27 protein-coding genes are annotated in these 24,588 nt (G+C 69.5%); 14 read left to right on the forward strand and 13 right to left on the reverse strand.

Features of this window, described 5'->3' with window-relative positions; all coding sequences use genetic code 11:
• Positions 1-5: 5 nt before the first annotated feature.
• The 3 genes from C882_RS03125 to C882_RS03135 all read right to left on the reverse strand — a co-directional run bounded on the left by C882_RS03125 (position 6) and on the right by C882_RS03135 (position 2,186).
• Positions 6-719, reverse strand: coding sequence for a protein-methionine-sulfoxide reductase heme-binding subunit MsrQ (locus C882_RS03125; protein WP_009539087.1), 714 nt, complete (start codon positions 717-719; stop codon positions 6-8).
• The gene (gene msrP / locus C882_RS03130) at positions 710-1,708 is read right to left on the reverse strand and encodes a protein-methionine-sulfoxide reductase catalytic subunit MsrP (RefSeq protein WP_009539088.1); all 999 of its coding nucleotides are present in this window, start codon (positions 1,706-1,708) and stop codon (positions 710-712) included. Before msrP ends, C882_RS03125 begins: the two co-directional genes overlap by 10 nt.
• A gap of 88 nt (positions 1,709-1,796) precedes the next feature.
• The gene (locus tag C882_RS03135; RefSeq protein WP_009539089.1) at positions 1,797-2,186 is read right to left on the reverse strand and encodes a hypothetical protein; all 390 of its coding nucleotides are present in this window, start codon (positions 2,184-2,186) and stop codon (positions 1,797-1,799) included.
• 264 nt (positions 2,187-2,450) lie between these two features.
• Between C882_RS03135 and C882_RS03140 the strand changes: the two genes are divergently transcribed.
• The 6 genes from C882_RS03140 (at position 2,451) to C882_RS03165 (ending at position 6,428) form a co-directional block, all read left to right on the forward strand.
• Positions 2,451-2,918 carry a sigma-70 family RNA polymerase sigma factor gene (locus C882_RS03140; protein ID WP_009539090.1) on the forward strand — a complete coding sequence of 156 codons (468 nt, stop codon included), beginning with the start codon at positions 2,451-2,453 and terminating at the stop codon, positions 2,916-2,918.
• 20 nt (positions 2,919-2,938) lie between these two features.
• Positions 2,939-3,208, forward strand: coding sequence for an anti-sigma factor family protein (locus C882_RS03145; protein ID WP_009539091.1), 270 nt, complete (start codon positions 2,939-2,941; stop codon positions 3,206-3,208).
• A gap of 472 nt (positions 3,209-3,680) precedes the next feature.
• Positions 3,681-4,469 carry a response regulator gene (locus C882_RS03150; protein ID WP_009539092.1) on the forward strand — a complete coding sequence of 263 codons (789 nt, stop codon included), beginning with the start codon at positions 3,681-3,683 and terminating at the stop codon, positions 4,467-4,469.
• A 343-nt stretch (positions 4,470-4,812) separates the two neighbouring features.
• Entirely contained in the window at positions 4,813-5,508 is a 696-nt protein-coding gene (locus C882_RS03155; protein WP_009539093.1) for a TIGR04283 family arsenosugar biosynthesis glycosyltransferase, read from the forward strand.
• The gene (locus C882_RS03160; protein ID WP_009539094.1) at positions 5,505-6,101 is read left to right on the forward strand and encodes a TIGR04282 family arsenosugar biosynthesis glycosyltransferase; all 597 of its coding nucleotides are present in this window, start codon (positions 5,505-5,507) and stop codon (positions 6,099-6,101) included. The genes C882_RS03155 and C882_RS03160 overlap by 4 nt, the downstream gene beginning before the upstream one ends.
• Before the next feature lie 27 nt (positions 6,102-6,128).
• Positions 6,129-6,428, forward strand: coding sequence for a YrhK family protein (locus C882_RS03165; RefSeq protein WP_009539095.1), 300 nt, complete (start codon positions 6,129-6,131; stop codon positions 6,426-6,428).
• Between the two features lie 6 nt (positions 6,429-6,434).
• Here the strand turns inward: C882_RS03165 and moaB are convergent, their stop codons facing one another.
• The 3 genes from moaB to C882_RS03180 all read right to left on the reverse strand — a co-directional run bounded on the left by moaB (position 6,435) and on the right by C882_RS03180 (position 9,842).
• Positions 6,435-6,989, reverse strand: a complete 555-nt coding sequence (moaB, locus tag C882_RS03170; protein WP_009539096.1) for a molybdenum cofactor biosynthesis protein B — start codon at positions 6,987-6,989, stop codon at positions 6,435-6,437.
• Positions 6,970-8,841: a lytic transglycosylase domain-containing protein gene (locus tag C882_RS03175; RefSeq protein WP_009539097.1), complete on the reverse strand. Its 1,872-nt coding sequence runs from the start codon at positions 8,839-8,841 to the stop codon at positions 6,970-6,972. Before C882_RS03175 ends, moaB begins: the two co-directional genes overlap by 20 nt.
• Before the next feature lie 92 nt (positions 8,842-8,933).
• The gene (locus C882_RS03180; protein ID WP_009539098.1) at positions 8,934-9,842 is read right to left on the reverse strand and encodes a uracil-DNA glycosylase; all 909 of its coding nucleotides are present in this window, start codon (positions 9,840-9,842) and stop codon (positions 8,934-8,936) included.
• Positions 9,843-10,001: 159 nt separating this feature from the next.
• Between C882_RS03180 and C882_RS03185 the strand changes: the two genes are divergently transcribed.
• From C882_RS03185 to C882_RS03195, 3 genes are all read left to right on the forward strand, one after another.
• Positions 10,002-11,636: an electron transfer flavoprotein-ubiquinone oxidoreductase gene (locus C882_RS03185; RefSeq protein WP_009539099.1), complete on the forward strand. Its 1,635-nt coding sequence runs from the start codon at positions 10,002-10,004 to the stop codon at positions 11,634-11,636.
• A 75-nt stretch (positions 11,637-11,711) separates the two neighbouring features.
• A complete protein-coding gene (locus C882_RS03190) occupies positions 11,712-13,538 on the forward strand; it encodes a tetratricopeptide repeat protein (RefSeq protein ID WP_009539100.1) in 1,827 nt (608 codons plus the stop codon).
• Between the two features lie 6 nt (positions 13,539-13,544).
• A complete protein-coding gene (locus tag C882_RS03195) occupies positions 13,545-14,441 on the forward strand; it encodes a 4-(cytidine 5'-diphospho)-2-C-methyl-D-erythritol kinase (RefSeq protein ID WP_009539101.1) in 897 nt (298 codons plus the stop codon).
• Here the strand turns inward: C882_RS03195 and C882_RS03200 are convergent.
• Positions 14,423-14,851 carry a DUF4112 domain-containing protein gene (locus tag C882_RS03200; protein WP_009539102.1) on the reverse strand — a complete coding sequence of 143 codons (429 nt, stop codon included), beginning with the start codon at positions 14,849-14,851 and terminating at the stop codon, positions 14,423-14,425. The two genes, C882_RS03195 and C882_RS03200, sit on opposite strands and share 19 nt — an antisense overlap.
• A 64-nt stretch (positions 14,852-14,915) precedes the next feature.
• A complete protein-coding gene (locus C882_RS03205) occupies positions 14,916-15,329 on the reverse strand; it encodes a helix-turn-helix domain-containing protein (RefSeq protein WP_009539103.1) in 414 nt (137 codons plus the stop codon).
• A gap of 77 nt (positions 15,330-15,406) precedes the next feature.
• Between C882_RS03205 and C882_RS03210 the strand changes: the two genes are divergently transcribed.
• Positions 15,407-15,982 (forward strand): DUF2938 domain-containing protein, encoded by a 576-nt coding sequence (locus C882_RS03210; RefSeq protein ID WP_201448327.1) that lies wholly within the window; start codon positions 15,407-15,409, stop codon positions 15,980-15,982.
• 28 nt (positions 15,983-16,010) lie between these two features.
• On the opposite strand, the gene C882_RS03215 is transcribed toward C882_RS03210, so the two are convergent.
• Entirely contained in the window at positions 16,011-18,677 is a 2,667-nt protein-coding gene (locus C882_RS03215) for a PAS domain S-box protein (protein WP_009539105.1), read from the reverse strand.
• 272 nt (positions 18,678-18,949) lie between these two features.
• On the opposite strand from C882_RS03215, the gene C882_RS03220 reads away from it, so the two are divergent.
• Together C882_RS03220 and C882_RS03225 are read left to right on the forward strand one after the other, a co-directional pair.
• Positions 18,950-19,465 (forward strand): bacteriohemerythrin, encoded by a 516-nt coding sequence (locus tag C882_RS03220; protein ID WP_009539107.1) that lies wholly within the window; start codon positions 18,950-18,952, stop codon positions 19,463-19,465.
• Between the two features lie 82 nt (positions 19,466-19,547).
• Positions 19,548-20,315, forward strand: a complete 768-nt coding sequence (locus tag C882_RS03225; protein ID WP_009539108.1) for a protein phosphatase CheZ — start codon at positions 19,548-19,550, stop codon at positions 20,313-20,315.
• A 12-nt stretch (positions 20,316-20,327) separates the two neighbouring features.
• Here the strand turns inward: C882_RS03225 and C882_RS03230 are convergent, their stop codons facing one another.
• The 4 genes from C882_RS03230 to C882_RS03245 all read right to left on the reverse strand — a co-directional run bounded on the left by C882_RS03230 (position 20,328) and on the right by C882_RS03245 (position 22,811).
• Positions 20,328-20,624: a hypothetical protein gene (locus C882_RS03230; protein WP_152415171.1), complete on the reverse strand. Its 297-nt coding sequence runs from the start codon at positions 20,622-20,624 to the stop codon at positions 20,328-20,330.
• Positions 20,625-20,802: 178 nt separating this feature from the next.
• Complete coding sequence (locus tag C882_RS24890) at positions 20,803-21,303, reverse strand: hypothetical protein (protein WP_009539110.1); 501 nt, start codon at positions 21,301-21,303, stop codon at positions 20,803-20,805.
• A gap of 93 nt (positions 21,304-21,396) precedes the next feature.
• A complete protein-coding gene (locus C882_RS03240) occupies positions 21,397-22,332 on the reverse strand; it encodes a 2-hydroxyacid dehydrogenase (RefSeq protein WP_009539111.1) in 936 nt (311 codons plus the stop codon).
• Positions 22,329-22,811, reverse strand: coding sequence for an acyl-CoA thioesterase (locus C882_RS03245; RefSeq protein ID WP_009539112.1), 483 nt, complete (start codon positions 22,809-22,811; stop codon positions 22,329-22,331). The genes C882_RS03240 and C882_RS03245 overlap by 4 nt, the downstream gene beginning before the upstream one ends.
• 237 nt (positions 22,812-23,048) lie before the next feature.
• Here C882_RS03245 and C882_RS03250 point away from each other — a divergent pair, with 237 nt between their 5' ends.
• Both C882_RS03250 and C882_RS03255 read left to right on the forward strand, forming a co-directional pair.
• Complete coding sequence (locus C882_RS03250; protein ID WP_009539113.1) at positions 23,049-23,399, forward strand: RidA family protein; 351 nt, start codon at positions 23,049-23,051, stop codon at positions 23,397-23,399.
• Positions 23,400-23,560: 161 nt separating this feature from the next.
• Complete coding sequence (locus C882_RS03255) at positions 23,561-24,499, forward strand: PRC-barrel domain-containing protein (RefSeq protein WP_009539114.1); 939 nt, start codon at positions 23,561-23,563, stop codon at positions 24,497-24,499.
• Positions 24,500-24,588: the final 89 nt, after the last annotated feature.

Raw genomic sequence — 24,588 nt, forward strand, 5'->3', positions numbered from 1 at the left:
AGGCATTATGACCTATGGACTAACTTGGGGTCGCCCTTTTGCGAGCCTTGCCGGCCGGCGGGCCGTTTGCCGCGCCGATTGCGCAACGAAAGCAGCGGCCGCGCGGCCAGCAACGCGGTCAGGATGGCGGCGTGGATCAGGGGCTGGGTGAGGTCGGCCTTGACCATCATCGCATAGTGCAGCACGGCGAGCGCGCCGGCGGCGTAAACGGTCTTGTGCAGCCGCTGCCAGCGCCTGCCGCCCAGGGCCTTGACCATGCGCTTCGGCGACGTGGCGGCCAGCGCGGCGAGGACAACGAAGGAGGCCATGCCGACCGTGATGTAGTTGCGCTTGACGATGTCCGCCCAGATGCGGCCCCAGGCGAACAACTGGTCCATGCCCACGTAGGCCAGGACGTGCACGACGGCGTAGAAGAAGGCGAACAGGCCCAGCATCCGGCGCAGTTTCGCCAGCCATTGCAGGCCCGTCAGCTCGCGCACCGGCGTCACCGCCAGGGCGACCAGCAGCATGCGGATCGCCCAGTCGCCGGAAAAGCGGATGATGCTCTCGACCGGATTGGCCCCCAGGCTGCCCCACAGTCCCAGGCCAGCCACCCGCAGCAGAAGCTCGGCGAAGGGCACCAGGCACAGCGCGAAGACCGCGGGCTTGAGCGCCGGCGACCGGCCCCAGCGGCCGGGATGGGCGAGAGTGGCGGCGGCGGAGGACATCATCAGAACCACTTGCGCAGGTCCATGCCCGCGTACAGGTCCGCCACGGCCTCTTCGTAGCCGTTGAACATCAGCGTGTCGCGCCGTTCGAACAGCGACAGCAGCGACCCGCCGTCCAGGCGGCGCTCGGTGGCCTGGCTCCAGCGCGGGTGGTCCACGGTGGGATTGACGTTGGCATAGAAGCCGTACTCCGAGCCGTCCCCGTATGCGGCCCAGCTGGTGGTGGGCATCTCTTCGGTGAAGGTGATGCGGACGATGCTCTTGATGGACTTGAAACCGTACTTCCACGGCACCACGAGACGCAGCGGCGCGCCGTTCTGGTTGGGCAGTTCCTCGCCGTAGAGGCCCGTCGCAAGGATGGTGAGCGGGTGCATGGCCTCGTCCATGCGCAGGCCCTCCACATAAGGCCAGTCGAGCACGTTGGCGCGCTGGCCGGGCAGCATCTCCTTGTCCAGGATGGTCTCGAACCGCACGTACTTGGCGTTGCCGGTTGGCTCGAACCGCTTGAGGGCGTCGCCGAGGGGAAAGCCGACCCAGGGCACGACCATCGACCACGCTTCGACGCAGCGCAGGCGGTAGATGCGTTCCTCCAGCGGGTGGGGGGCGATGAAATCCTCGTAGGACAGAGTGCCCGGCTTGGCGCATTCGCCGTCCACCTGCACCGACCACGGATCGGTTTTCAGGTAATGGCCGTATTCGGCCGGGTCTTCCTTGCCGGTGCCCAGTTCATAGAAGTTGTTGTAGGTGGTGACGTCCTCGTAGGGCGTCAGCGCATCGTCGGGGCCCAGCTGGCTCCACGAACTTTCGCTGATGGGCTCCAGCGCCGGGTTGTGGCCCGGGCGCTCCACCAGTGCGCGGGCGTCACGGGCCGCACCCAGCAGGGCGGGCGCGGCGGCCGTGGCGCCGGCGGCGGCCATGAAGGCGCGGCGCGAGAGATAGGTCTCGCGCGGCGTGACCGCATTCTCGGAAAGATCCCACGGACGGCGGCGGCGAATGAGCATGGCAAATCCTCCTTCAACGTGCCGACCATATAGGGACGGCCCGCGCGCCGACGCGAGTCACGGTCCCGTGAGGAGGGGCGAAAGCGCCTCAGCCGGCGGGGAAGGGGATGGCCAGCGGCCGGCCGTCGGGCGGGTTCACCAGGGCCTTCGCGGGGCCGAGGCGTCGCACGAACCAGCCGCGCCGCTCCGCCTCGTCCACCAGGGCGCGCGGCGATATGGCGTTGAAGCCGTCCAGGTGTTCGGCATAGCCCAGCCCGTCCGCCCAGTGGGACAGTTCGACCTTCAGTTGGGCGTCGTCCATGCGCCAGGCCGCGCGCGCCTGCCAAGCCCTCAGGATGTCTTCGATCCCCGCCGAGCCGATGGCCGAGGCCAGGCCCTCGCGCTCCAGGGCGGCGCGCAGCGCCTGCCAGGTGTCATGCTCGTCCACCAGGTCGAGGGCGGCCGTCATTGCGGGGCTGCGGGCATCTTCGGCGGGCATGAAACGTTGATCCCTCATCCGGATTGGGTAAGTCTTTTTTGGTTATCACGGCGCAGGCTGCAACCGCGACCTTCGGCGTGTCATTGATTATGCTTGTCTTTCGGGAAAGACGCCATGAAGGGTACGTGAAGCCATGCGGTAGCCGGATGCCGCGCCGATTCAGCGGGGCGGGCCACCGCGGCGTCCCCCGGAGCCGCTTTCGCAACAGGGCGGAAGGGAACGCAGTCTGGATGACGAGGGGACATGGACGATCCGAGACAACAGATGCTGGACGAGTTGCCGCGCCTGCGCCGCTATGCGCGCATGCTCGTCCGCGACTCGGCGCGCGCCGATGACCTGGTGCAGGAATGCCTCGTCCGGGCGATCGCTGCATTGAAAAGCTTCCAGCCCGGAACAAACATGCGGGCGTGGCTGTTTACGATTTTGCGAAACACGCTCTACAACGAGACCAAGAAAGCGCGACGGTCGGTGGAGCAGACGGAGGAGCCGGTATCGGCGATCTCCGGCGGTCAGGAGGAGGCGCTCGCCATGCGTGACGTGCAGCGCGCCTTCGACCATCTGCCGCCCATCCAGAAAGAGGTCGTGCTGCTGGTGGCCGTGGAAGGCATGGAATACGAGGATGCCGCTGCCGTCCTGGGGGTTCCGGTGGGAACCGTGAAGTCGCGCCTGTCGCGGGCGCGCCAGGACATCAGGGCGTTTCTCGAGTCGCACCGGAAGGCCGGCGGCAAATGACAGTCAAGGATCGGGACTCGATGACGCAATACCGCTCTCCCATGGCGTCGGAAACGCTGGACGCGGCGATCGACGATTACCTCGCGGGGCGCCTCTCCGCCGAGGAACGGTCGCGCCTGGAAGCGTTGATTGACGAAAATCCCGAGGTGCGGCATCGGGTCGAAACCCTGCAGTCGCAGGAAGAGGCCCTGCGTCACCTGGGCGAAGACATCCTCGACGAACCGCTGCCCGACCGCCTGCTGGAGGCCCTCGGGCTTGACCTGGAGGACGAGTCGGACGCAGGGCGCTGACAGCCCCGCCGCACGGACGGCGACATCAGGGCGGGGTGCGGCTGATCGGCCGTGCCCCGTCGTCGCTCGGGGAAATCAAGTCGGCATCTGGACATGGCGTCGTGCCGCACTAGATGCTGCCAGCAGTACACCGTCGACACATGCACCCATCGAGTCGCGGGCAGGATGCCCGGCGACGAAATATGACCAACGTCATAGACGGTCTCTTGCTTGCGAACCACAAGAGGTAGCCGGTTGGTCCTTTCAGGGTATTTTGAAGTGTGGTCGGTCGACAATGCTGCATTGCAACAACCCTAGGATTATTGCCGCGTTGACAATGTTCCCTGCCTTGTGACACTATCATGAGCAGGGGATACGAGGAGCGTCTACCGCGTTACATGCAGCCCGAACGGATACTGCGGGGTATAACTAAGGGCATAGGCGGTGCGGCGGCGCTCAGGGGGAATGGAAGCACTCGGGGAGACATGAACGGATGTTCACCATTCAGGACCTGCGCGCGCGTATCCCGCGCCTGCGTCGTCACGCCTACCTCCTGACAGGCAACATGCACAGCGCCGATGCCGCCGTGGAAGCCTGCCTCGGCGCGCTCCGCCGCGGCGACGACGGTCGACCGACGGCGGCCGATGATATGGACCTCTTCCGGTCGTTCCACATGGGCCTGCTGGTGCCGACCCGCCCCGTTCCCGGACCGGACGCCGCCTGCGAGCGGGACCCGAAGCTGGCGGACGCCCGCGACCGGCTGTTCGGCCTGGCGCCCATGGAACGCCGTGTCGTGGCGCTGGTGACGGTGGAGAATTTCTCGCCCGCCGATGCCGCCAAGATCCTGCGCATGGACGCGCGCCGGCTGGAACAGTTGCTCATCGAAGGCCGTCGCCACCTGTCGACTCCGCGCCGGGCCCTGCGCGCCATGATCATCGAGGATGACCAGTTGATCGGCCTGGACATCGCCGCGAGCCTGGAAGAAATGGGCTACGGCGACTGCATCCATGCCGCCAACAGCATCGAGGCCTTCGAGGCCGCGGCCGGCGGCGAGCCGGACCTGATCATTGCCGACGTCAAGCTGAGCAACGGCGACTCGGGCGTGGAATTGGCGCGGCGCCTGACGGGCCGCAGCAACACTCCGGTTGTCTTCGTGACCGCTTTCCCCGAGATCCCGCTGGCCGATCCCGCGGTATCCAAGGACCGGGTGCTGCCCAAGCCGTTCTCCACCAGCGCCTTCAAGACCATGGTCCGGCGGACCATGACCATGCCGGCGGCCTGATAAGGCGGACCGAGCAGTCCAGAAGTTTGAGTGCGCCATCATTCGGAAAAGGGCCGGACACGTCTGTCCGGCCCTTTTCCCGTTTTCGGCCAACCTTTGTCGAAAAACTGAATTCTCCATGGAACTCTTGCGGCATCGGACTGTTTGAGAGGCGTTGGCTCTGTTTCGACGTGTACGGCATCCCAAGCACGTCACCACTCTCCGACAGGCCAATTCCCTCGACCTTGGCGGCGGTCCGGCGGACCGCCGCATTTTTTTGTGCGCGCCGCACCTGGGGGCGGGCGATGGCCGGTGGTAGGCTGGGCATCCGATCTCCTTCAGCCCGGACCCGCCGTCGCCCGCCATGACCCCGCCCGCCGATCCGCCACGCCTGTCCGTCATCATCCCGACGTTGAACGCCGCCGCCACGCTGCCTGCCACGCTGGTGCCGCTGGCCGAGGCCGGTGCGGCGGTCGAGGTCATCGTCGCTGACGGCGGCTCCACCGACGGCACGCCGGACCTGGCGCCCCGCCCGGTCAGCGCCCCCCGCGGACGGGGATCGCAGCTGGCGGCCGGCGCGGCGGCGGCGCGGGGGGCGTGGCTGCTGTTCCTGCACGCCGACACGCGCCTTGCCCCCGGCTGGTGGGCCGAGGTGCAGGCGCATATGCGGCACCGGCCGCAGATGGCGGCGGCGTTCCGTTTCGCGCTGGAGGACCCTGCCCCCCAGGCGCGGCGGATCGAGCGTCTGGTGGCCTGGCGCTGCCGGCGCATGGGCCTGCCCTACGGCGACCAGGGGCTGCTCATCCCGCGCGGCCTCTACGACGCGGTCGGCGGGTTCCGGCCGCTGCCGCTGATGGAGGACGTGGATCTTGTCCGCCGCCTCGGCCGGAAACGCATCGCGCTTCTGAAAACCGCCGCCGTCACGTCCGCCGTGCGATACCGGCGCGACGGCTGGACGGCGCGCCCGGCCCGCAACCTGACATGCCTGGCGCTGTGGTGGCTCGGCGTGCCGGCGGCGCGGGTGGCCGCGCTCTATCGGGGACGGGGCGCACGGTCATGAGGGCGCGGCAGACGCTGATCGTAATGGCCAAGCGCCCGGTGCTTGGCCGGGTGAAGACGCGGCTGGCGGCCGGCATCGGTCCGGTGGCGGCGACCGCGTTCTACCGCCGCACCCTGGCCCGCACCCTGCGCCTGCTGGGCGATGATCCGCGCTGGCGCACCGTGGTCGCCGTCTCTCCGGACACCTGGCGTCCGCGCGGCTGGGCGGTTCTGCCCCAGGGCGGCGGAGACCTGGGCGCCCGCATGGCGCGCTGCCTGAATGCCGTTCCGTCGGGACCGACGGTGCTGATCGGTGCCGACATTCCCGGTGTGGCGCCCGCCCATATCGCCCGCGCCTTCACGCTGCTCCGCCGGCATCCCTACGTGCTTGGCCCGGCCTCCGACGGCGGGTACTGGCTCATCGGGGCGCGCAAGCCGGTGCCGCGGCTGGCGCCAGTGCGCTGGTCCTCGGCGCACGCGCTGGCCGACACGACCAGGCTGCTGCCGGGCGTCGTACTGGGGGACACGCTGGACGATGTGGACGAACCGGCGGATCTTCGCAAACCCGCGATCTCTGAACGGTGCGGTGCCCCCCGGCGTCCTTTCCGGGAATGATGAACCGACCGGTCCCGGAGAAACGCCGTGCATCCCCTACGCCAGCTTCTGCGCAAGTATGAATGGGTTCACCTGACGCTGGGCTTCATTGGCAACACGTGCTTCGTCGTCGGCTCGGTGCTGTTCCTGTGGGAAAGCACCAAGACCATCGGCACGTGGCTGTTCATCGTGGGCGCGAGCGGCATGTGGATCGGGTCGACCGGCTCGGGCGTCGTCAGCTTCGCCCGCCACCACCACGAGCACCACAAGGACTGGCGCGACATCGACGGCCGGCGGGACCGGTCCCGGGACGGGCGGCACCGCCAGGCCCCTGGCGGCGCCGGATAACGGCGGTCAGAGCACGCCGCGGGTATCCTTCAGGTGCTCCTGCAGGCGCGGCATCAGTTCCACGAAGTTGCAGGGGCGGAAGCGGCTGTCCAGCTGCTGGTGCAGGATTCCGTCCCAGGCGTCCTTGCAGGCGCCGGTGGAGCCGGGCAGCGCGAACAGGTAGGTGCCGCGGGCGACGCCGGCGGTGGCGCGGCTCTGGATCGTCGAGGTGCCGATCTTCTGATAGCTCTGCCAGCGGAACAGTTCGCCGAAGCCGGGGATCGCCTTTTCGTACAGCCTCTCGAAGGCTTCCGGCGTGACGTCGCGACCGGTCACACCCGTGCCGCCGGTGGCGATGACGCAGTCCACGTCCTCGCGGTTGATCCAGCCCGAGACGACGGCGCGGATGGCCTCGATGTCGTCCTTGACGATCTGGCGGTCGGCCAGCGTGTGGCCATCGGCTTCAAGCCGATCGACCAGCGTCTGGCCGGAACGGTCCTCTTCCATGGAGCGGGTGTCGGAGACCGTCAGCACCGCGATGCGGACGGGGACGAAGGGGCGGTCACCGGTGATCTTGGACATACGTTGCCTCTGCCGTCTGAGGGTCTTGTCGGTCGGCCGCAGTATAGAGCGGCCAGTCGCCCGCGACCACCGCATCCAGCGACCGCAGGGGTTGGCCGAGCCGGTGGCGGTAGATCCAGAAGTTGGACAGCACGCGCTCGACGAACACGCGGGTCTGGCGGCTGGGGATGGCCTCGATGAACAGCAGCGGATCGTCCATGTGGCGCTCGCGCGCCTTCCACTTCATCAGGTTGCCCGGCCCGGCGTTGTAGGACACGGCGACGAAGAAGAGGTTGTTGCCCACTTCGGGCTCTTCCATCAGGCGGTCGATGTAGGCCTGGCCCAGCGCCAGGTTCACCGCCGGATCGTGGATGGAGCCCGCTTCGGCCGGAATGCCCGCATGGCGGCGCATGAGTTGCGCGGTGGTCGGCATCAGCTGCATCAGCCCGCGTGCGCCGGCCCAGCTGCGGGCGCCGGGATTGAAGCCGCTTTCCTGGCGGATGAAGGCATGGACCAGCGCCCGGTCCACCACCCAGCCGTCCATGGGCTTCCACGGGCCCAGCGGGTAGCGTGCAGCCATGTCCAGCCGCGGGCCGGTCAGCGTCTCGGGAAAGCGCTGGGAGCGCACGAAGCCGAGCCGCATGGCGAGCGAGGGCAGGGCGGCGACGTCGGCCAGGGCCTCCACCGCATGGGCGAGGTCCGGGTCGGCGCCGGGATAGAGGTGGCGCAGTTCCGCCTCCGCCAGGTCGCGCCGGCCCACCTGCACCAGCGCCATGGCGCGGCGTCCGGCGGGCTCGGCATCCAGCCGGGCGAACTCCTCGGGGTCCAGAAGTCCGTCGCGCCAGCGGAAGGGCAGCGGCAGGCCGAGCGCCCGCCGGGCGAGCAGGCCGTAGAACGTGTGATGCGCCTCGGCCGCCGTCGCCAGCAGCCCCGACACCTTTTCCGGCTGGCGCGTGCGCAGGTAGGCGCGCGCCGCCCAGTAGGCGCCCGCCGCCCGCAGCCAGGGCGAGGCGCTGTCCGAGCCGGCCAGGCGCTCGAACCACTTGGCCGAGGCCGCGAGGTCGCCCTGCCGCCAGGTGGCGAGGCCGGCGGTCCACAGGCCTTCCGGCGCGCGGTCGCCCGAGCCTTCCACGGCCATGGTGGCCCATTTCATGGCGCGGTCGTCCATGCCGTCGATGAAGTAGGCATAGCCGAGCGCGGCGCGCATGCGGTCGTGGTCCAGCTTGGTCAGCAGGCGGATGGCGTCGTCGTCGGTGACCACCAGCTTGGCGTTGAGCGTCGCGCCCCGGCCGATCCACTTGCGAAAGGCGCGCCACAGGCCGATGGCGATCTTGCGGTCGCGGGCGCCCAGGTGGCGGTAATCGTCGCGCGGCAGCCAGGCGTGATGCTCCGCCCCGCCGGCTCCGGTCAGCGGGGTGGACAGGCGCGGGCGCTCCAGCGGTCCGCTGCCGCGCTGACGGGCGAGCGCATGGATGCGGTCGGCGCCGGGGTGGTCGGCGTAGTCGGCCATCCACCCCTGAAGCTGCGGGAACGTGCTGCGCCACGCGGTAGGGTGCATGTAGCGCTGGAACAGCACGTGCCCCATGAGGATGTCGTCGGAGACCTGCTTGATGAGCGCGTCGGCCTTTGCCATCTCGCCGGCGTCCTGCAGGGCGAAGATGCGGCGGTAGAGGGCGACGTCCTCCTCGCCCAGCACCGTCGGTGCCTGCCGGGCCTCCGTTGCGGCGGGCGGGGTCCCGTTCTCCGCCGCCGGCGGATGCGGTGCGGGCACCATGGCCGTTTCTGCCGCCGCCGGCGCGGACAGGGCCGGGGCAATCAGGCTTAGGGCCAGGGCGCCCGCCGTCAGGCGGCGGCGCCGGCGAAGGTGCGGCAAGTCTTCACAAGTCATGGCGGAAGCTTATATCGAAAGAAGTAAAATGCCTCAACCCCGATACTGGATGGGGTCGAGGTTGATCGATGTGATCACTACTGTGCTGCGCCCAACTCACGCAGGCGTTCGCGCAGCAGCAGCAGGTCACGCCAGGCCAGTTTCTTCATCTGCGGGCTGCGCAGCAGGTAGGCCGGGTGGAAGGACGCGATGGCCGGCACGGCCGCCGGCAGGTTGGGAGAGGCGTACTCGAACCACCGGCCGCGCAGGCGGGTGATGCCTTCCGTCCTGTCCAACAGGCTTTGCGCCGACAGGCCGCCGACCATGAGGATGGCCTTGGGCGCGGCCAGCTCCACATGCCGGCGGATGAAGGGCAGGCACATGCCCACTTCCTGCGGCGTCGGCTTGCGGTTGCCGGGCGGGCGCCACGGAATGACGTTGGTGATGTAGAAGGTGCTCCGGTCGAAACCGATGGAGGCCAGCATGCGGTCCAGCAACTGACCGCTGGCGCCGACGAACGGCTTGCCCTGCCGGTCTTCCTCCGCGCCCGGCGCCTCGCCGATGATCATCAGGTCGGCGTCCGGGTTGCCGTCGGCGAAGACCGTGTTGGTGGCCGTGACCTTGAGCGGGCAGCTCTCGAAGCGTTCCACGGCGCCGCGCAGGTCTTCCAGGGTCTGTGCCTCGGCGGCCATGCGGGCGGCGGAGCGGATGTCCTCGCCGGCGCGATCCCCGGGGCCGCGCGCCACCGGCGGCGAAGCCGGACGCTGCGCCGGCGGTGCCTGACGCGCAGGCGCGGCCCGCCCGCCGGGCGCCGGGCTTTCGGGCCGGGCGGCGGGGGCCTGACGGCGCCGCGCCTCCGCCTCGGCCAAAAGCTCGGCCGACAGGTGAAAGCGGTCGACGGGCGCGTCCAGGATGCACTCGTCCACGCCCGCGTCGGCATACCAGCGCAGAATGGCTTCGGGCGAGAGATCCAGGTCCATGGCGTCGGGGCGGGCGGTCTCGGTCATGGCCGTTTGCATACCACGACCGCGCGGGCGAATACAGATGGCGCCGCCGCAATGCGCGCGATCGTTGGATACAGTGGGACGCTGTGTGCTATAAGGCGTTCCACGGGAACGGGAAGCCTCATCCGCGCATGAGCGGGCCGCACGAATTTGGAGTGAAGGATGGAACGGGAATCGATGGAATTCGACGTCGTGGTCGTCGGTGCCGGCCCTGCCGGCCTCTCGGCCGCGATTCGGCTGCGCCAGCTCGCGATGGAGAACGACAAGGAGTGCAGCGTCTGCGTCATCGAGAAGGGGTCCGAGGTCGGCGCCCACATTCTGTCGGGTGCCGTCGTCGAAACCCGCGCGCTGGACGAACTGATCCCCGACTGGAAGGACAAGGGCGCGCCGCTGACCGTCGAGGCCAAGGACGACAGCTTCCTTTTCCTGACCGAGGGCAAGGCGACCAAGCTGCCGACGCCGCCGCAGATGCACAACCACGGCAACTACATCGTGTCGCTGGGCAACGTCTGTCGCTGGCTGGGTGAGCAGGCCGAGGCGCTGGAGGTGGAGGTCTACCCCGGCTTCGCCGCCGCCGAGGTGCTGTATAACGAGGACGGCTCGGTCAAGGGTGTCGCCACCGGCGACATGGGCGTCTCCAAGTCCGGCGAGAAGACCGCCGCCTACGAGCCGGGCGTGGAACTGCACGCCAAGTACACCATCTTCGCCGAGGGCTGCCGCGGCAACCTGACCAAGACGCTGTTCGACAAGTTCGACCTGCGCAAGGACTGCGACCCACAGACCTACGGCATCGGCATCAAGGAGCTGTGGGAGATCGCGCCGGAGAAGTCCAAGCCGGGCAGCGTGGTGCACACCATCGGCTGGCCGCTGGACAGCCATACCTACGGCGGGTCGTTCATCTATCACCTGGACAACAACCAGCTCGCCATCGGCTTCGTGGTCGGCCTGGACTACCAGAACCCGCACCTGTCGCCGTTCGACGAGTTCCAGCGATTCAAGCACCACCCGGCCATCAAGACCCTGCTGGAAGGCGGCCGCCGCGTGTCCTACGGCGCCCGCGCGCTGACCGAGGGCGGCGTGCAGTCCCTGCCCAAGCTGACCTTCCCGGGCGGCGTTCTGGTGGGCGACACGGCCGGCTTTCTGAACGTGCCCAAGATCAAGGGCACCCACACCTGCATGAAGTCCGCCATGCTGGCTGCCGACAGCATCTTCGCCGAACTGGGCAAGGACGAGCCGGCCAAGGAGGTCACCAGCTACACTGACGCGGTGAAGAACAGCTGGGTGTGGGACGAGCTGTACAAGGTGCGCAACGTGCGCCCGTCCTTCCACAAGGGCCTGTGGTACGCGCTGGCCTATTCGGCGCTGGACACCTACCTGTTCCGCGGCAAGGCGCCCTGGACCTTCAAGAACCACGCCGACCACACGGCGCTGAAGAAGGCCAAGGACTGCCCGAAGATCGACTACCCCAAGCCCGACGGCGTCATCAGCTTCGACAAGCTGTCCTCGGTGTTCATCTCCAACACCAACCACGCCGAGGACCAGCCCGTCCACCTGACGCTGAAGGACGACAAGGTCCCCACCGGCACCAACCTGCCCGAGTTCGACGGGCCGGAGCAGCGCTACTGCCCCGCCGGCGTCTACGAGTACGTCGAGGACGAGGACCAGGGCGGCCGGAAGCTGCAGATCAACGCGCAGAACTGCGTGCACTGCAAGACCTGCGACATCAAGGACCCCACCCAGAACATCAATTGGGTGGTGCCGCAGGGTGGTGACGGGCCGAACTATCCCAATATGTAAGGTGATCCGCCGGACCGCCCCCGCCTCTCCGGCGCGGGGCGGTCCGGTTCGCCGACTGCTGATTGAAGGATTTGCATGACCTTCAGCCCTTTGCCGCACCGCCTTCTCCGCTCCACGGCGCTCGCCGTGGTGTTGACGCTTTCCGCCGCCGGCTGCGCGAGCGCCGGGGCGGAAGGGGAGGCTTCCGCGCCGCGCACGGCGGCCACCGAACCCGGCGAGGGCCGCGTGCTCGACCTGCGGGCCTGGGGCCTGGGCAAGGTGCGCGAGGCCGCGCCGCTGACGCCCGGCCCGGCCGCCGCCGGCAAGTACCTGGCCGCGCGCCAGGCCCAGCGCGAGAGCGACACCCGCGCCGCCGCGGACTACTTCGGGCAGGCGCTGAAGGGCGACCCCGACAACCCGACCCTTCTGCGCCGGGCCTTCTTCTACATGATCGCCGAGGGCCGGGTGGAAGACGCCGTCCCGCTGGCCCGCCACACGCTGGAGCTTGAGCCCGACAGCGGCGTGGCGCCCCTGGTCCTGGCGGTTTCCGCCATGGCCGACGGGCGCGCCCGGGCGGCGGAGGAAATCATCGCCCGCACCGATCCGCGCGGCCTGAATTCCTTCATGGCGCCGCTGGTGCGGGCCTGGACGCTGGCCGCGCAGGACCGGCCCGAGGACGCCCTGGCGGCGCTGGAGCCGTTGGCCCAGCAGCCGCAGTTCCTCGACCTGCACGCCCTGCACGCGGCGCTGATCGCCGACGTGGGCGGGCTGGAGGCGGAGGCCGCCACCCACTACGAAACGCTGCTGGACGATGCGCCGGACCTTTCGCTGCGCGCCATGCAGGCCGGGATTTCCTGGCTGCGCCGCAGCGGGCAGGAGGATCGCGCGACCAACCTGATCGACGCCTACAACGCCCAGATGGCGTCCTCGGGCCTGCTGAACGCGGCGGTGGAGGACATGCGCGCCGGAGCCGCGGCGGAGCCCATCGTCGGCACGGCGCGCGAGGGCATGGCGGAAGCCTTCTACGGCGCCGCCTCGACGCTGACCCAGGGCAACGCCCTGGACACCGGGCTGGTGTTCGCCCGCCTGGCGGAGCACCTGGACCCGGACCTCGACCTGTCGGACCTGCTCATCGGCGACGTGCTGACGCGCATGGACCGGCTGGAGGAAGCCAACCAGGCCTATGCCCTGGTGGAACCCGGCGAGATCGGCTGGTACACCGCGCGCCTGCGCATGGCCGACAACCGCGAACGCATGGGCGACCTGGACGGCGCTGAGGCGCTGCTGGAACAGGTGGCGGAAACCCACCCCGACCGCGCCGAGCCGCTGGTGGTGCTGGGCGACATCCTGCGCCGCAACGAACGCTGGGACAAGGCCACCGAGGCCTACGACCGGGCGCTGGAGCGCGCCGGCGAGATCGGGCCGGAGCACTGGGCCTGGCTTTACAGCCGCGGCATCACCCACGAGCGCGCCGGTCGCTGGGAGCAGGCGGAAGACGATTTTCTCAAGGCTCTGGAACTGGAGCCGGGGCAGCCCTTCGTGCTCAACTACCTGGGCTATTCCTGGATCGACCGGGGCGAGAACCTGGAGCGCGGCCGCGAGATGATCGAGGAGGCCGTCGCCCAGCGCCCGCGCGACGGCTACATCGTCGACAGCCTGGGCTGGGTCCACTACCTGCTGGGCAACTACACCGACGCCGTGCGCCACCTGGAGCGCGCGGTGGAGCTGTCGCCCAACGACCCCACCATCAACGATCACCTGGGCGATGCCTACTGGCGCGTCGGCCGGCGCAACGAGGCCCGCTTCCAGTGGCGCCGGGCGCTCGACATGGGGCCGACGGAGCCGGGCCAGGCGGAAGAGCTTGAACGCAAGATCGCCGAGGGCCTGCCGCCGGCCGATCCGGCGTCGGTGCCGGGGCAGTAACACGGCATGTCGCAGACGCTGACGGAGGTCGCGCCGGCCAAGGTGAACCTGACCCTGCATGTTGTGGCCAAGCGCGATGACGGCTACCACCTGCTGGACAGCCTGATGGCCTTCGCCGGCATCGGCGACGTGCTGACGGCCGAACCCGCCGACGCCCTGTCGCTGACGGTCACCGGCCCCTTTTCCGACTCGCTGGCTGCGGCGCTGCCCGCGGGTGCGGACAACATCGTCCTCAAGGCCGGCCGCCGCCTGGCGGACGCGGTCGGCGTGACGGCCGGTGCCGCGCTGACGCTGGACAAGCGCCTGCCGGTCGCGGCGGGCATCGGCGGCGGCTCGGCCGATGCGGCGGCGGCGCTGCGGCTGCTCTCGCGGCTGTGGGCGGTCGACCTGCCACGTCCCGACCTGTTCGCCCTGGCCCTCGACCTGGGCGCCGACGTGCCCGTCTGCCTGCACGGCCGGGCGGCCAACGTTTCGGGCGTGGGCGAGCGTCTGGAGGATGCACCGGCCCTGCCGCCGGCGTGGCTTGTCCTTGCCAATCCGCTTGTGGGGGTGTCGACGCCGGCGGTCTTCAAGGCCCGGCGCGGCCGCTTCAACCTGCCGGCGCCGCTGACCGAGGCTCCGGCGGATGCCCGAACCCTGGCGCGGGCGCTGTCGGTGCGGGCCAACGACCTGACCAAGGCGGCGGTGTCGCTGGCCCCGGAAATCGGCTCGCTGCTGGTGGACCTGGGGGCGCTGGAGGGCTGTCTTCTGGCGCGCATGTCCGGCTCCGGCGCCACCTGCTGGGGTCTGTTCGAGACGGAAGCCGCCGCCCGCGCCGGCGCCGCCCGCCTGTCAGAGGCCCGCCCGGACTGGTGGGCGACGGCGGCGCCGTTGCTCTCAAACGGTCAGGGAATCCGCCCGTAGGGCAGGTCCTCGGGTCCCACCTCGGCCCCCACATGCCGCAGGATCCGGCGCACGTTGCGGCGGTTGGCCTTGAAGCCGACGTCGATCAGGTCGCCGACCAGCGGCACGAGCCCGATGGCGTAGTCCGCCCCGACCTCGGCGGCCATGCGGCCGAGCGTGCGCTTCGGGACTCCGAGCCGCCAGCCTTCGGCCACGATCCAGGCCGACAGCGCCAGCGTTGCCGTGTCGCCGATGCCGGGGATAAAGCCCAGAATGCCGTCCAGGCCGATGCGCAGCCCGAGGCCGGGGACGCGGAACCGGTCGTCCAGCCAGTAGCCGAGCGTCTGCAGCCGCTTGATGCGGCGGTCGCGCTCGGCGGCCGCGACGGTGTCATGCGTGGCGCTGGACCGGAAAGGCTGCGTCTGGGCCATGGGTGGCTGTCCCTGGTTTCGGCTGCGGGCTCCTTCCATCAACACCGGGACAGGCCGCTGCGTTCTACCGCCCGCCTTTCTGCTTGCGCCGGCCGGCCGCGGCCTTCATGAGCCGCCGGAACGTCGGGCAGGCGAAATGGTCCGCCTCGGGGCAGGCGGCGGCGTGGCGCAGGCCGTCGCGCAGGGCCGCGAGGTGGCGGATCGTCCGGTCCAGGGCGTCGGCCTTGGCGGCCAGGGCGCCCCGGTCGATGCGGGGGCGGCCGTCGGAGCCGAACATGGCGGCGAGTTCCTCCAGGGAGAACCCCGCCGCCTGTCCCAGCGAGATCAGCGACAGATGCTCCAGAACGTCAGGGTCGAAGAGGCGCCGCAGGCCGCGCCGCCCGACGGAGGCGATCAGGCCCTTTTCCTCGTAGTACCGCAGCGCCGAGGCGGGGATGCCGGAGAGCCGCGCGACTTCGGCGATATCCAGTTCTTTCACGGTTGACCTCAAGTTCACTTGAACTTGTAGCCTTAAACGAGATCCGCTGAAGAGCAAGAGGAGACCCAGCCGATGGCATGTCGTCCCGCACCGTTCGTACCCTGCACGGCCGCTTCCGCAACCGTTTCCGCGTCCGTCCCGGGGGATCTGTCATGATGGCGCCGTGGAGCACCCTGGTCGACGTCGTACTGATCGGCATCGGCGCCACCCTTGTCGCCGACGTCTGGGCCATTCTCCAGCAGGCGCTGTTTCGCCTGCCCATGCTGAACCTGGCGCTGGTCGGGCGATGGGTGGGTCATTTTCCGCGCGGGCGCATCCGGCATGTGTCCATTGCGGCGGCGGAGCCCGTGCCGGGGGAGGCCGCGCTGGGCTGGTTCACGCATTACGTCGTCGGGATCGCCTTCGCGGCGGTGCTGGTTGCAGGCTGGGGGACGGACTGGGTCCGCGCGCCCACCCTGCCGCCCGCCCTGATCGTCGGCGCCGGCACGGTGGTGTTTCCGTTCTTCATCATGCAGCCGGCCTTCGGCCTGGGCCTGGCGGGAGCGAAGACGCCGAACCCGAGGATGACGCGGGTCCGCAGCCTGCTCGCGCACTTGTCCTTCGGGCTCGGCCTCTATCTGGCGGGACTGGCCGTCAGCCTGCTACCGATCTGACCGCGCCGGCCGTCCGTCGTCCGGCCCGTCAGGCGGCGGGCAGGTGCAGCGTCACCGTGGTTCCCGCCCCCGGCGTGCTGGCGATGTCCAGCGTGCCGCCGTGCATCTCCACGAAGGCCTGGGTCAGCGGCAGGCCGAGGCCCGTGCCCTCGTAGCGGCGCTGCAGGCGGCTGTCGATCTGGTGGAAGGGCTTGAGGGCCTTGGGAATGTCCTCGGCGGCCATGCCGATGCCGGTGTCGGCCACCGTGATCTCCACCCAGTGGCCGCCCACGTCGTCGCGGACCGGGTGCGCACCCAGGCGGACCGAGCCGCCTGAGGGTGTGAACTTGACGGCGTTGCCCAGCAGGTTGAGCAGGATCTGCTTGAGCCGCCGCGGCTCGCCCGTCACCGGCGGCAGGACCGTGTCCACCGTCTGCTCCAGCGTCAGGCCGGCCGTCTCGGCGCGCTGCGAGATGAGGCGTGCCGCGCTTTCGATCACCGCGCGCACGTCCACCGGTTCGGGCGTCAGGGTCATGTGGCCGGCCTCGATGCGCGAGACGTCGAGGATGTCGTTGATGACGTCCAGCAGGTGGCGGCCCGATTCCTCGATGTTGGCGGCGTATTCCTTGTATTGCGGCGGCGAGACCTGGCCGAACAGTTCGTGCGCGATGACCTCGGAAAAGCCGATGATGGCGTTCAGCGGCGTACGCAACTCGTGGCTCATGTTGGCGAGGAACTCGCTCTTGGCGCGGTTGGCAAGCTCTGCCTCGTCCTTGGCCCGGCGCAGGTCGCGCTCGGCCTCGCGCCGCTGGCTGACGTCGCCGATGGAGCCCGCCATGCGGTAGGCGACGCCGTCCTCGCGGCGCATCGCCATGCCGCGATGCCGCACCCAGCGGGTGCGGCCGTCCACCGTGCCCACCAGCCGGTACTCCACGTTGAAGGTGGCCGTGCGGCCCTTTACGTGCTCGGCCAGCGCCTCGTGATAGGCGGCGCGGTCCTCGGGGTGAATCAGCGCCCGCCAGTCGTAGGGGCGGCGCACCAGTTCCGGGTCGACGCCCAGCACCTCGCGCATGTGGGGGCTGAAGAACAGACGGTCGGTCGTCATGTCCCAGTCCCAGATGGCTTCGTTGGAGCCGGCGATGGCGAGCGCATAGCGCTCCTCCGACAGGCGCAGGGCGCGCTCGGCGGCCTTGCGCTCGGAGATGTCGCGCACCACGCCGGTGAACAGGCGCCGCCCGTGGACCTGCAGTTCGGTCACGGCCAGTTCGATGGGGAAGGTCTCGCCGGTCTTGCGGCGGCCTTTCTCCTCGCGGCCGATGCCGATGATGCGCTTCTGCCCCGTGCGCGCGTAGTGGTTCATGTAGCCGTCGTGACGGGCCGCGTTCTCGGCGTCCATCAGCACCGAGACGTTGCGGCCGATCACCTCGTCGGCGGTATAGCCGAAGATGCGCTCGGCGGCGGCGTTGAAGCTTTCGATGCGGCCACGGTCGTCGATGGTGATGATGCCGTCGACGACGGTGTGCATGATGCCTTCCAGCAGGTTCTGGCGGTCGCGCAGTTCGCGGGCGGCGCGGCGCACCTCGGTCACGTCGCGGCCCACCAGCATGGCGCCCTGGCGGTTGCCGTCGTTGAAGGGCATGACGGCGGCCTCGATCTCCGCCCCGGCGCCGTCGGGCGTCATGAGGCGCAGCGGCGTCCAGTCCTCGGCGGTCAGCCCGTCGGCCAGCATGGCCTCGGCGGCGTCGCGGCTGTCGCGGTGCAGGAAGGCGAGCCAGCGGCGGCCGACGATGTCGTCCTCGGGCAGGGCCAGGAGCATGGCGCCGGCGGAGTTGATGAAGCTGATCCGCCCGTCAATGACGACGCAGATCAGGTCCGGCGCCATCTCCACCAGTTGGCGGTAGCGCGATTCCGAATCGGCCAGGGCCTTCTGGGCGCGCTTGCGCAGCGTGATGTCCGACTGGATGCCCACCACGCCGCCGTCGGGCATGCGGGCTTCGCGCACCAGCATGCACCGGCCGTCGGCGTATTCCACCTCACGCGGGAGGCTGGGCGCCCGGTGGTCGGCCAAGCGCGAGGCGACCCAGCCTTCGGGGTCCCTGCGGGCGGACACGATCAGGTCGCGCGCCACCGCCTCGCGCAGGATCGTCTCGAAGGGGATGCCGGGGCGCACGACATCCTCCATCCCTTCCAGCAGGCTCAGGTAATGGCCGTTGCACAGGACCAGCCGGTCCTCGGTGTCGAACATGACGAAGCCTTCCGTCATGCTTTCCACGGCCTGGCCCAGGAGCGCGCGGGCCGAGGCCGTGCGGCGTTCGCTGTCCACCAGCCGCGCCTCGCGCTGGCGCAGGTCGGTGATGTCGCGCAGGGTCAGGGCCCGGAGGGACCGGGCGCTGCGGCTCAGCCGCATTTCGGCGACGCGGCCGTCGGGGAAGGTGATCTCGTGCGCGCCGTCGCCGGCGGCGCCGCTGCTGCTGTCGCCGTCGGGCAGGCCGACAACCCCGCGCGCCTTCAGCGCCCGCAGAAGCTCGGCCAGCGGCGCGCCCTCGTCCAGGTGCGCGGCGGCGGGCGAAAGCATGAGCGCGGCGCGGGCGTTGATGCTCAGCAGGCGGTCTTGCGGATCGAACAGGGCGACGCCCTCGTGCAGGGCCTCCAGCACGTCCGTCAGTGCGGCGACGTGGGCGTCGTCGTGGCTCGTCCTGGTGGCGTCGTCCTTCACGCCGGTCTTTCTCCTCGGGCGGCGGGTCCCACCTTGGTCGCGGGTCGGGGCAGGATGCCTCCACCCGTGACGCCGGAAGTCTGCACGGTCCCTAGTTAACATGGCGACAAAAAAGCGTATACGCATTATACTTCCGGCGGATCGACCATCTTGTCCGGCGCCTGCGTGGTGGTGTATCCACGAGGTGCGGTGCGCCCGGCGTGGGCGGTCCGGTCGAAAGTCACGAACATGCAGACCCCCCGGCACCGCCGGCGGGGGAGGGAGATCGCCGCATGGCGCTGATTACCTGGCAGGACTCCTACAGCGTCGGGGTCGACATGATCGACGCCGATCACCAGTTGCTCGTCAGCCTCATCAACCAGTTGGATGACGCCATGGCGTCGGGCGCGGGCGCCGACACGGTGGGCAGCGTGCTCAACGTGCTCATCGAGTACACCGAGACCCACTTCGGCCGCGAAGAGCTGCTGATGGAAAAGGGCGGCTACCCCGAACTGGAGCCGCACAAGAAGGAGCACGCCAAGCTGACCGGCCAGGTCCGCGCCATCGTCGATCGGTACAACGCCGGCGACATCGGCAGCGTCGACGCCGAGGTGATGGAGTTCCTCAAGAACTGGCTGACCGGCCACATCCTGGGCGTGGACCGCAAGTACACGCCCTATGTCGAGGGTCTGACGCTGACGCCGGAAGAGTTGATGGCGTCCATGAACTTCGGCCTCGAAGACGCCTCGATGGACGAGGAGGACGGCTGGGAGCAGGCGCTGGCGGGCAGCGGGTCCGGCCGCGGCTGAGCGCGTAGGGGGAGACGGCGGCCAGGCCGCCGCGATCAGAGGACGACGGCCGCGCCGCGGCGTCGGCAAGGCGAGTGACACGATGACAAGAAAGCTGTTTTCCGCCGAACTGCGCCGCCTGCGCGATGCGGGTGTCGATCCGGGTCATGCGGCCGCCGGCGGCGGGGGCGGCGTCTCGCGGGACGAACTGGAAGCCCTGCGCGCCGACTTCAAGGCGCTGGACACCTTCATCCGCGAGCGCCTGGGCGACCCGGAGATTGAGCAGCAGAAGGTCGAGGAACAGCTCGCCCGCGAGAGCGAGGAAATGTCGGCGCTGGAAAAGCAGCGCCAGGAAGTGGAGCTCCTGAAGATGGAGATTCACGCGCTGGCGAACTGCATCAACCAGACCAAGCAGGAAATCGCCCAGCTGCGGACCAACGACTCCGAGCAGGACCGCCTGATGGCGGTGGCGAGCGAGCTTGACGAGGTGGTGGGCGCGACCGAAGGCGCGACCGAGTCCATCCTGGACGCGGCGGAGAAGATCGACCAGCTGGCGCAGACCATTCAGGCGCAGGAGCAGGACAGCTACATCCGCCATCAGGCCGACGAAATCACCGAGCGCGTGATGGGCATCTTCGAGGCCTGCAACTTCCAGGACATCACCGGCCAGCGCATCACCAAGGTGGTCAACACGCTCAAGTTCGTGGAGGACCGGGTGGAGCGGATGATCGAAATCTGGGGCCGCGACACCTTCGCCAACATCGTCATCGAGCAGGACACGAGCACCGACGACGAAAAGCGCCTGCTCAACGGCCCGCAACTGGAAAACAGCGGCATCAGCCAGGACGAGATCGACAAGCTGTTCGACTGACGCCGCGCGGCGTCACCGGCAGTCCGGCATTCCGGGGATGCACGGCTTTCGCTTCGGCACCAGTGGTTCCGTCTTGTCCCGAAAGCCCATGCGCTCCCGCAGGGTCGGCGGCCACGGCTTGCCGCCCGGCGGGCTGTCGTCCGGCGGGCGGACGTGTTCCGGCCGGGGAATGTCGGGCGGCGTGATGGTCGGGATGGTGGCGCGCGACCGTGCCGTGCCCGGCCCTTTCATCACATCGAAGATGGGCGGCGCCCGGCGCGCCGTCGCGGAATCGTCGGCAGCCTGCACCGGCGGCGCGATCCCTGTCATGACGAGGGCGCACACGAAGCCCGGCACGGCTGAAAACCTGACGTAACTCCATCCCATCGCCGTGACATGGAGCCGCCCGGGCGCGCGCGCAAGCGGGCGACTGCCCGCGGACCCAGAAGCCCGGCATCCGCGCGCAGGCGCCGGGGAAGGATCAGCCCGGCGCTCAGGCAAGAGACGCTTACTCCACCTGCATGTCCACGTCGGGCGCCAGCGGGTCGCTCTCGGGATCGGTGATCTCGAATTCGGGTACGTCGCCGGTTTCGGGGCGGCCCAGCAGCGTGTCCTCGTCGCGGCCCGACAGAAGGTCCGAGGGGCTTTCGCCGATCTGGGTTTCGTAGGGCGGCGGCGGCGCGAAACCGTCGACGTTGGGCTCAAGGTCCGGCGCGCCGCCGTAATCGCCGACATCGGGGATGTCGTCGGGGTCCTCCACCGTCACCTCGTATTCCGGGGCCTCGCCCACATCGACGTCGATGGTGGTGCTGGTCGGGGCCTCGGGCGTGGTGTCGGTGATGGGGGCGTTGCGCGGCAGCGGCGTGTCCAACTCCACCCCCGGCTCCTCGTTCAGGACGCCGTAGTCGCCGGGATCGGCGGCCAGGGCGGGCGCGGACAGGGCGGTGGCGCCCAGCAGGAGGGCGGCGGCGGTGGCGGTGGCGGTCGTGGTGGTCGGACGGCGGGTCATGATCCATCCTTCCTTTGGCGTGGTTGCGGGGTGGTTCTCCCCCGTCAACCAATGCTCCGCCCGTCCGGTTGCCCGAACGGTAGACGGGTGCCGCTAGTATCCGCTGGTGCGGTCCACCACGTTGTAGGGCGCGCGACCGTCCTCCAGCCGCTTGATGTTGTTGACGATCTGCTGGCACGCCTCGCGCGGCAGGGTCTGCGCGGCGATGTGCGGCGTGATCAGCACCCCCGGGTGGTGGCGGAAGGGATGGTCGGCCGCCAGGGGCTCGGGATCGAAGGCGTCGAGCAGGCAGCCCCGGATGTGGCCGTCGTCCAGCGCCGCCAGCAGGTCGGCCTCCACCACATGGGCCCCGCGTGCGGCGTTGATGAGACAGGCCCCGCGCGGCAGCTTGCCCAGCGTGTCGGCATTCAGGATGCCGCGCGTCGCGTCGGTCAGCGGCAGCAGGTTCACCAGAATGTCGGTGCGCGCCAGGAATGCGTCGAACCGCTCTGCCCCCGCGAAGGCATGGACGTTGCGCAGAACCTTGGGCGAGCGGCTCCATCCGGCGGTGTCGAAGCCGAAGGCCGTGCAGGCGTCCGCCACCTGCGCGCCCAGGGCGCCCAGCCCCAGCACGCCGACCCGGCGTTGGCCCGGCGCGACGAAGGGGCGCGGGTGCCAGCCTCCCGCCGACTGGTCGCGGCGGTAGAGGTCCATGTCGCGGTGGAAGTGCAGCACGCCGTAGAGGCAGTACTCCACCATCTGGTCGCCCATGCCGGCATCGGCGAGGCGCATGAGCGGCACGCCCGCGGGCAGCGTGGTGTCGCGCAGGATGGCGTCGACGCCCGCGCCCAGGTTGAAGATGCCCGCCAGGTTGGGAAACCGCCCGAGCACGCCGGGCTCCGGCTGCCACACCAGGGCATAGCGCACGGCGGCCGGGTCGGGCACGTCGGGCCAGGTCCAGACGTCCAGGTCGGGCAGGGCCTCGGCCAGAACGGCACGGTAGGTATCGAGAACTTCCCCGCTTTCCGCGGCGACGATGACGATGCTCATGCGCCGGCCTCCGTCGTGGTGGCGTTGTCCGGGCTCATCAGGCTTTCCATGAAGGCGCGGATGTCGTCTGGCAGGGGCAGGGCCTTTCCGGCCTTCAGGTCCGACAGCACCACCGTCGCGGTGGCGGTGGCGATGCAGGTGTCGCCGACGAACAGGCCGTTGCCCAGCGTCACCGACTTGGTGCCGATGCGCACCACCCGCGATCCGACCTCACAGGTGCCGGGATAGTGGCCCTGGGCGCGGAAATCGATGTTCAGGTTGACGATCACCCAGTCGATATCGCCGCCGCCGCCCAGCTTCTGGCCGCGGGCCTGGCTCAGCACCTCGACGCGGGCGCTTTCGCAGAAGACGGCGAAGGCGCAGTTGTTCAGGTGGCCCAGGGCGTCCAGGTCGTTGAAACGGATTTTCTCCGTCGTCCAGTGGCGGTAGGCGGAGCGGTCCGTGGGGTCGACTGCATCGGGAGCGGGGGCTGCGGTCATGCGGCGTGTCCGGTGGTGGCGACAAGGGCTCGAAGCGGAGCGGCGAGCCTGCCACGGCCCCCGGCGCGGCGCAACTGTCCGCCCGGCGATCCCGTTGATGCGGATGCACGGTCACCCGGCGCCCGCGCCGCCGCACGGGGCACGGGCCTTGCCCCGGCGGCGGCGGGGCGTCAGACTTGGCCGGCAAGGGCGCCATGCCGGTGCCCCCACAGGACATTTTCAAGAAAGGGATTGCTCGTGAGCATTGAACGCATCGACCCCGGACCGCGCATGAGCCAGGTCGTCATCCATGGTGACACGGTGTATCTGGCCGGGCAGGTGGCGGACGACGCAACCCTTCCCGCCGAGGGCCAGATGGAGCAGGTGCTGGCGAACATCGACCGCCTGCTCAAGAAGGCGGGCACGGACAAGTCCAAGCTGCTGTCGGCCACCGTCTACGTCACCGACATGGCGGGCGACTTCGAGTCCATCAACAAGGTGTGGGACGCCTGGATCGACCGCACCAACCCGCCGGCCCGCGCCGCGGTGCAGGCCCAGCTTGCCAGCAAGAAGTGGCTGGTGGAGGTGGTGGCGGTCGCCGCCCGCTGAGGCATCGCCCCGGCATATCGGATCGACTGGACGGGCGGCGTCTCCATGGTGGAGGCGCCGCCCTTCCTTTGCCCGGAACGCGCGGGGCGGTTGTCGGGAAACCGGGCTTCCTCGCGGGACGTTCGCAAAGCAAATCCATCGATGCAAAGGGGAGGAGCCATATGAAGTTCCGCGCCATGCTGATGGCGAGTGCGCTCGCCATGCCGCTCGCGGCCGCCATGCCGGGCCTTGCCGCCGCGCAGGATCAGGGCCAGGCGGACAACGGCAAGAGCTACGGCGAGAAGGCCGCCGCCAACCAGCCGGACGAGGTTGAGGATATCCGCAACATCAACACCGGCGAAATGGAACACGAAATGGCGGAGCAGGAAAGCATCGCCGGCGGCGATCCCAGCTTCGCCTTTCCCGCCAGCCGGATGATCGGCAAGGACCTGACGTCCGGCTTCGGTGACGAGGTGGGCGAGATCGAGGACATCATCCTTGGTGCCGACAACACCGTGCGCGCCGTCGTGGTGCAACTGGATGATTACGACCGGCAGGTCGCCGTGCCCTTCGACCAGATCCGCCTGCGCACCGGCCGCGGTCCCGAGGACGTGCTGTTCACCAGCCGCATGTCGGCCGATGAACTGGCGGCGCTTGAGGCGTACAGCTTCGGCGACACGTCCGCCGCCATGACCGCCCCGCAGTCCGCCGCCGCCGACGTGCCGTCGGACGTGGAGGTCGAGCAGGCCGGCGACCTGAACCTGACCGCCGAGCAGCAGGGCGGCGACGGTGAAATGACCACCCAGCGCCGCGACCAGGCGGAGGCCTCTGCCATGCAGGTGCCCTCCGATGCGCCCGACGCGCTGGAGCGCATCGACATGCACGTCACCACCCTGGGCGGCCGGATGGCCTCCTGGTACGAGCGCATGTCCAACGAGTGGCAGGAGGCCGACGTCTCCGAGGACGTCCGCACCGAGGTGAACCGCCAGTGGACCACCGTCCGCGAAGCCTGGGGCGACGTCCGCCGCGCCAGTGCCGAGAACTGGGAGTCCGCCCGCCAGAGCTTCGAACGCGAACTGCAGGAACTGAAGACCCAGTACCAGCAGGCCGTGTCGGGCTGACGGAGGACTGTGTCCGCCGTGACGCACCTGTGGCAAAGGTGCGACAGCGGCATCCCATGCTATCGTGCCCGGCGTTGGTGGTGTATCCC

Source organism: Caenispirillum salinarum AK4 (assembly GCF_000315795.1).
Taxonomy (GTDB): Bacteria; Pseudomonadota; Alphaproteobacteria; order Rhodospirillales; family Rhodospirillaceae; genus Caenispirillum; species Caenispirillum salinarum.

Coding starts and splice junctions, on each gene's coding strand:
- msrP (WP_009539088.1), bottom strand. CDS start 1,708: ATGCTCATTCGCCGCCGCCGTCCGTGGGATCTTTCCGAGAATGCGGTC.
- C882_RS03135 (WP_009539089.1), bottom strand. CDS start 2,186: ATGCCCGCCGAAGATGCCCGCAGCCCCGCAATGACGGCCGCCCTCGAC.
- C882_RS03140 (WP_009539090.1), top strand. CDS start 2,451: ATGCTGGACGAGTTGCCGCGCCTGCGCCGCTATGCGCGCATGCTCGTC.
- C882_RS03145 (WP_009539091.1), top strand. CDS start 2,939: ATGACGCAATACCGCTCTCCCATGGCGTCGGAAACGCTGGACGCGGCG.
- C882_RS03150 (WP_009539092.1), top strand. CDS start 3,681: ATGTTCACCATTCAGGACCTGCGCGCGCGTATCCCGCGCCTGCGTCGT.
- C882_RS03155 (WP_009539093.1), top strand. CDS start 4,813: ATGACCCCGCCCGCCGATCCGCCACGCCTGTCCGTCATCATCCCGACG.
- C882_RS03160 (WP_009539094.1), top strand. CDS start 5,505: ATGAGGGCGCGGCAGACGCTGATCGTAATGGCCAAGCGCCCGGTGCTT.
- moaB (WP_009539096.1), bottom strand. CDS start 6,989: ATGTCCAAGATCACCGGTGACCGCCCCTTCGTCCCCGTCCGCATCGCG.
- C882_RS03180 (WP_009539098.1), bottom strand. CDS start 9,842: ATGACCGAGACCGCCCGCCCCGACGCCATGGACCTGGATCTCTCGCCC.
- C882_RS03185 (WP_009539099.1), top strand. CDS start 10,002: ATGGAACGGGAATCGATGGAATTCGACGTCGTGGTCGTCGGTGCCGGC.
- C882_RS03190 (WP_009539100.1), top strand. CDS start 11,712: ATGACCTTCAGCCCTTTGCCGCACCGCCTTCTCCGCTCCACGGCGCTC.
- C882_RS03195 (WP_009539101.1), top strand. CDS start 13,545: ATGTCGCAGACGCTGACGGAGGTCGCGCCGGCCAAGGTGAACCTGACC.
- C882_RS03200 (WP_009539102.1), bottom strand. CDS start 14,851: ATGGCCCAGACGCAGCCTTTCCGGTCCAGCGCCACGCATGACACCGTC.
- C882_RS03210 (WP_201448327.1), top strand. CDS start 15,407: ATGTCGTCCCGCACCGTTCGTACCCTGCACGGCCGCTTCCGCAACCGT.
- C882_RS03220 (WP_009539107.1), top strand. CDS start 18,950: ATGGCGCTGATTACCTGGCAGGACTCCTACAGCGTCGGGGTCGACATG.
- C882_RS03225 (WP_009539108.1), top strand. CDS start 19,548: ATGACAAGAAAGCTGTTTTCCGCCGAACTGCGCCGCCTGCGCGATGCG.
- C882_RS03230 (WP_152415171.1), bottom strand. CDS start 20,624: ATGACAGGGATCGCGCCGCCGGTGCAGGCTGCCGACGATTCCGCGACG.
- C882_RS24890 (WP_009539110.1), bottom strand. CDS start 21,303: ATGACCCGCCGTCCGACCACCACGACCGCCACCGCCACCGCCGCCGCC.
- C882_RS03240 (WP_009539111.1), bottom strand. CDS start 22,332: ATGAGCATCGTCATCGTCGCCGCGGAAAGCGGGGAAGTTCTCGATACC.
- C882_RS03245 (WP_009539112.1), bottom strand. CDS start 22,811: ATGACCGCAGCCCCCGCTCCCGATGCAGTCGACCCCACGGACCGCTCC.
- C882_RS03255 (WP_009539114.1), top strand. CDS start 23,561: ATGAAGTTCCGCGCCATGCTGATGGCGAGTGCGCTCGCCATGCCGCTC.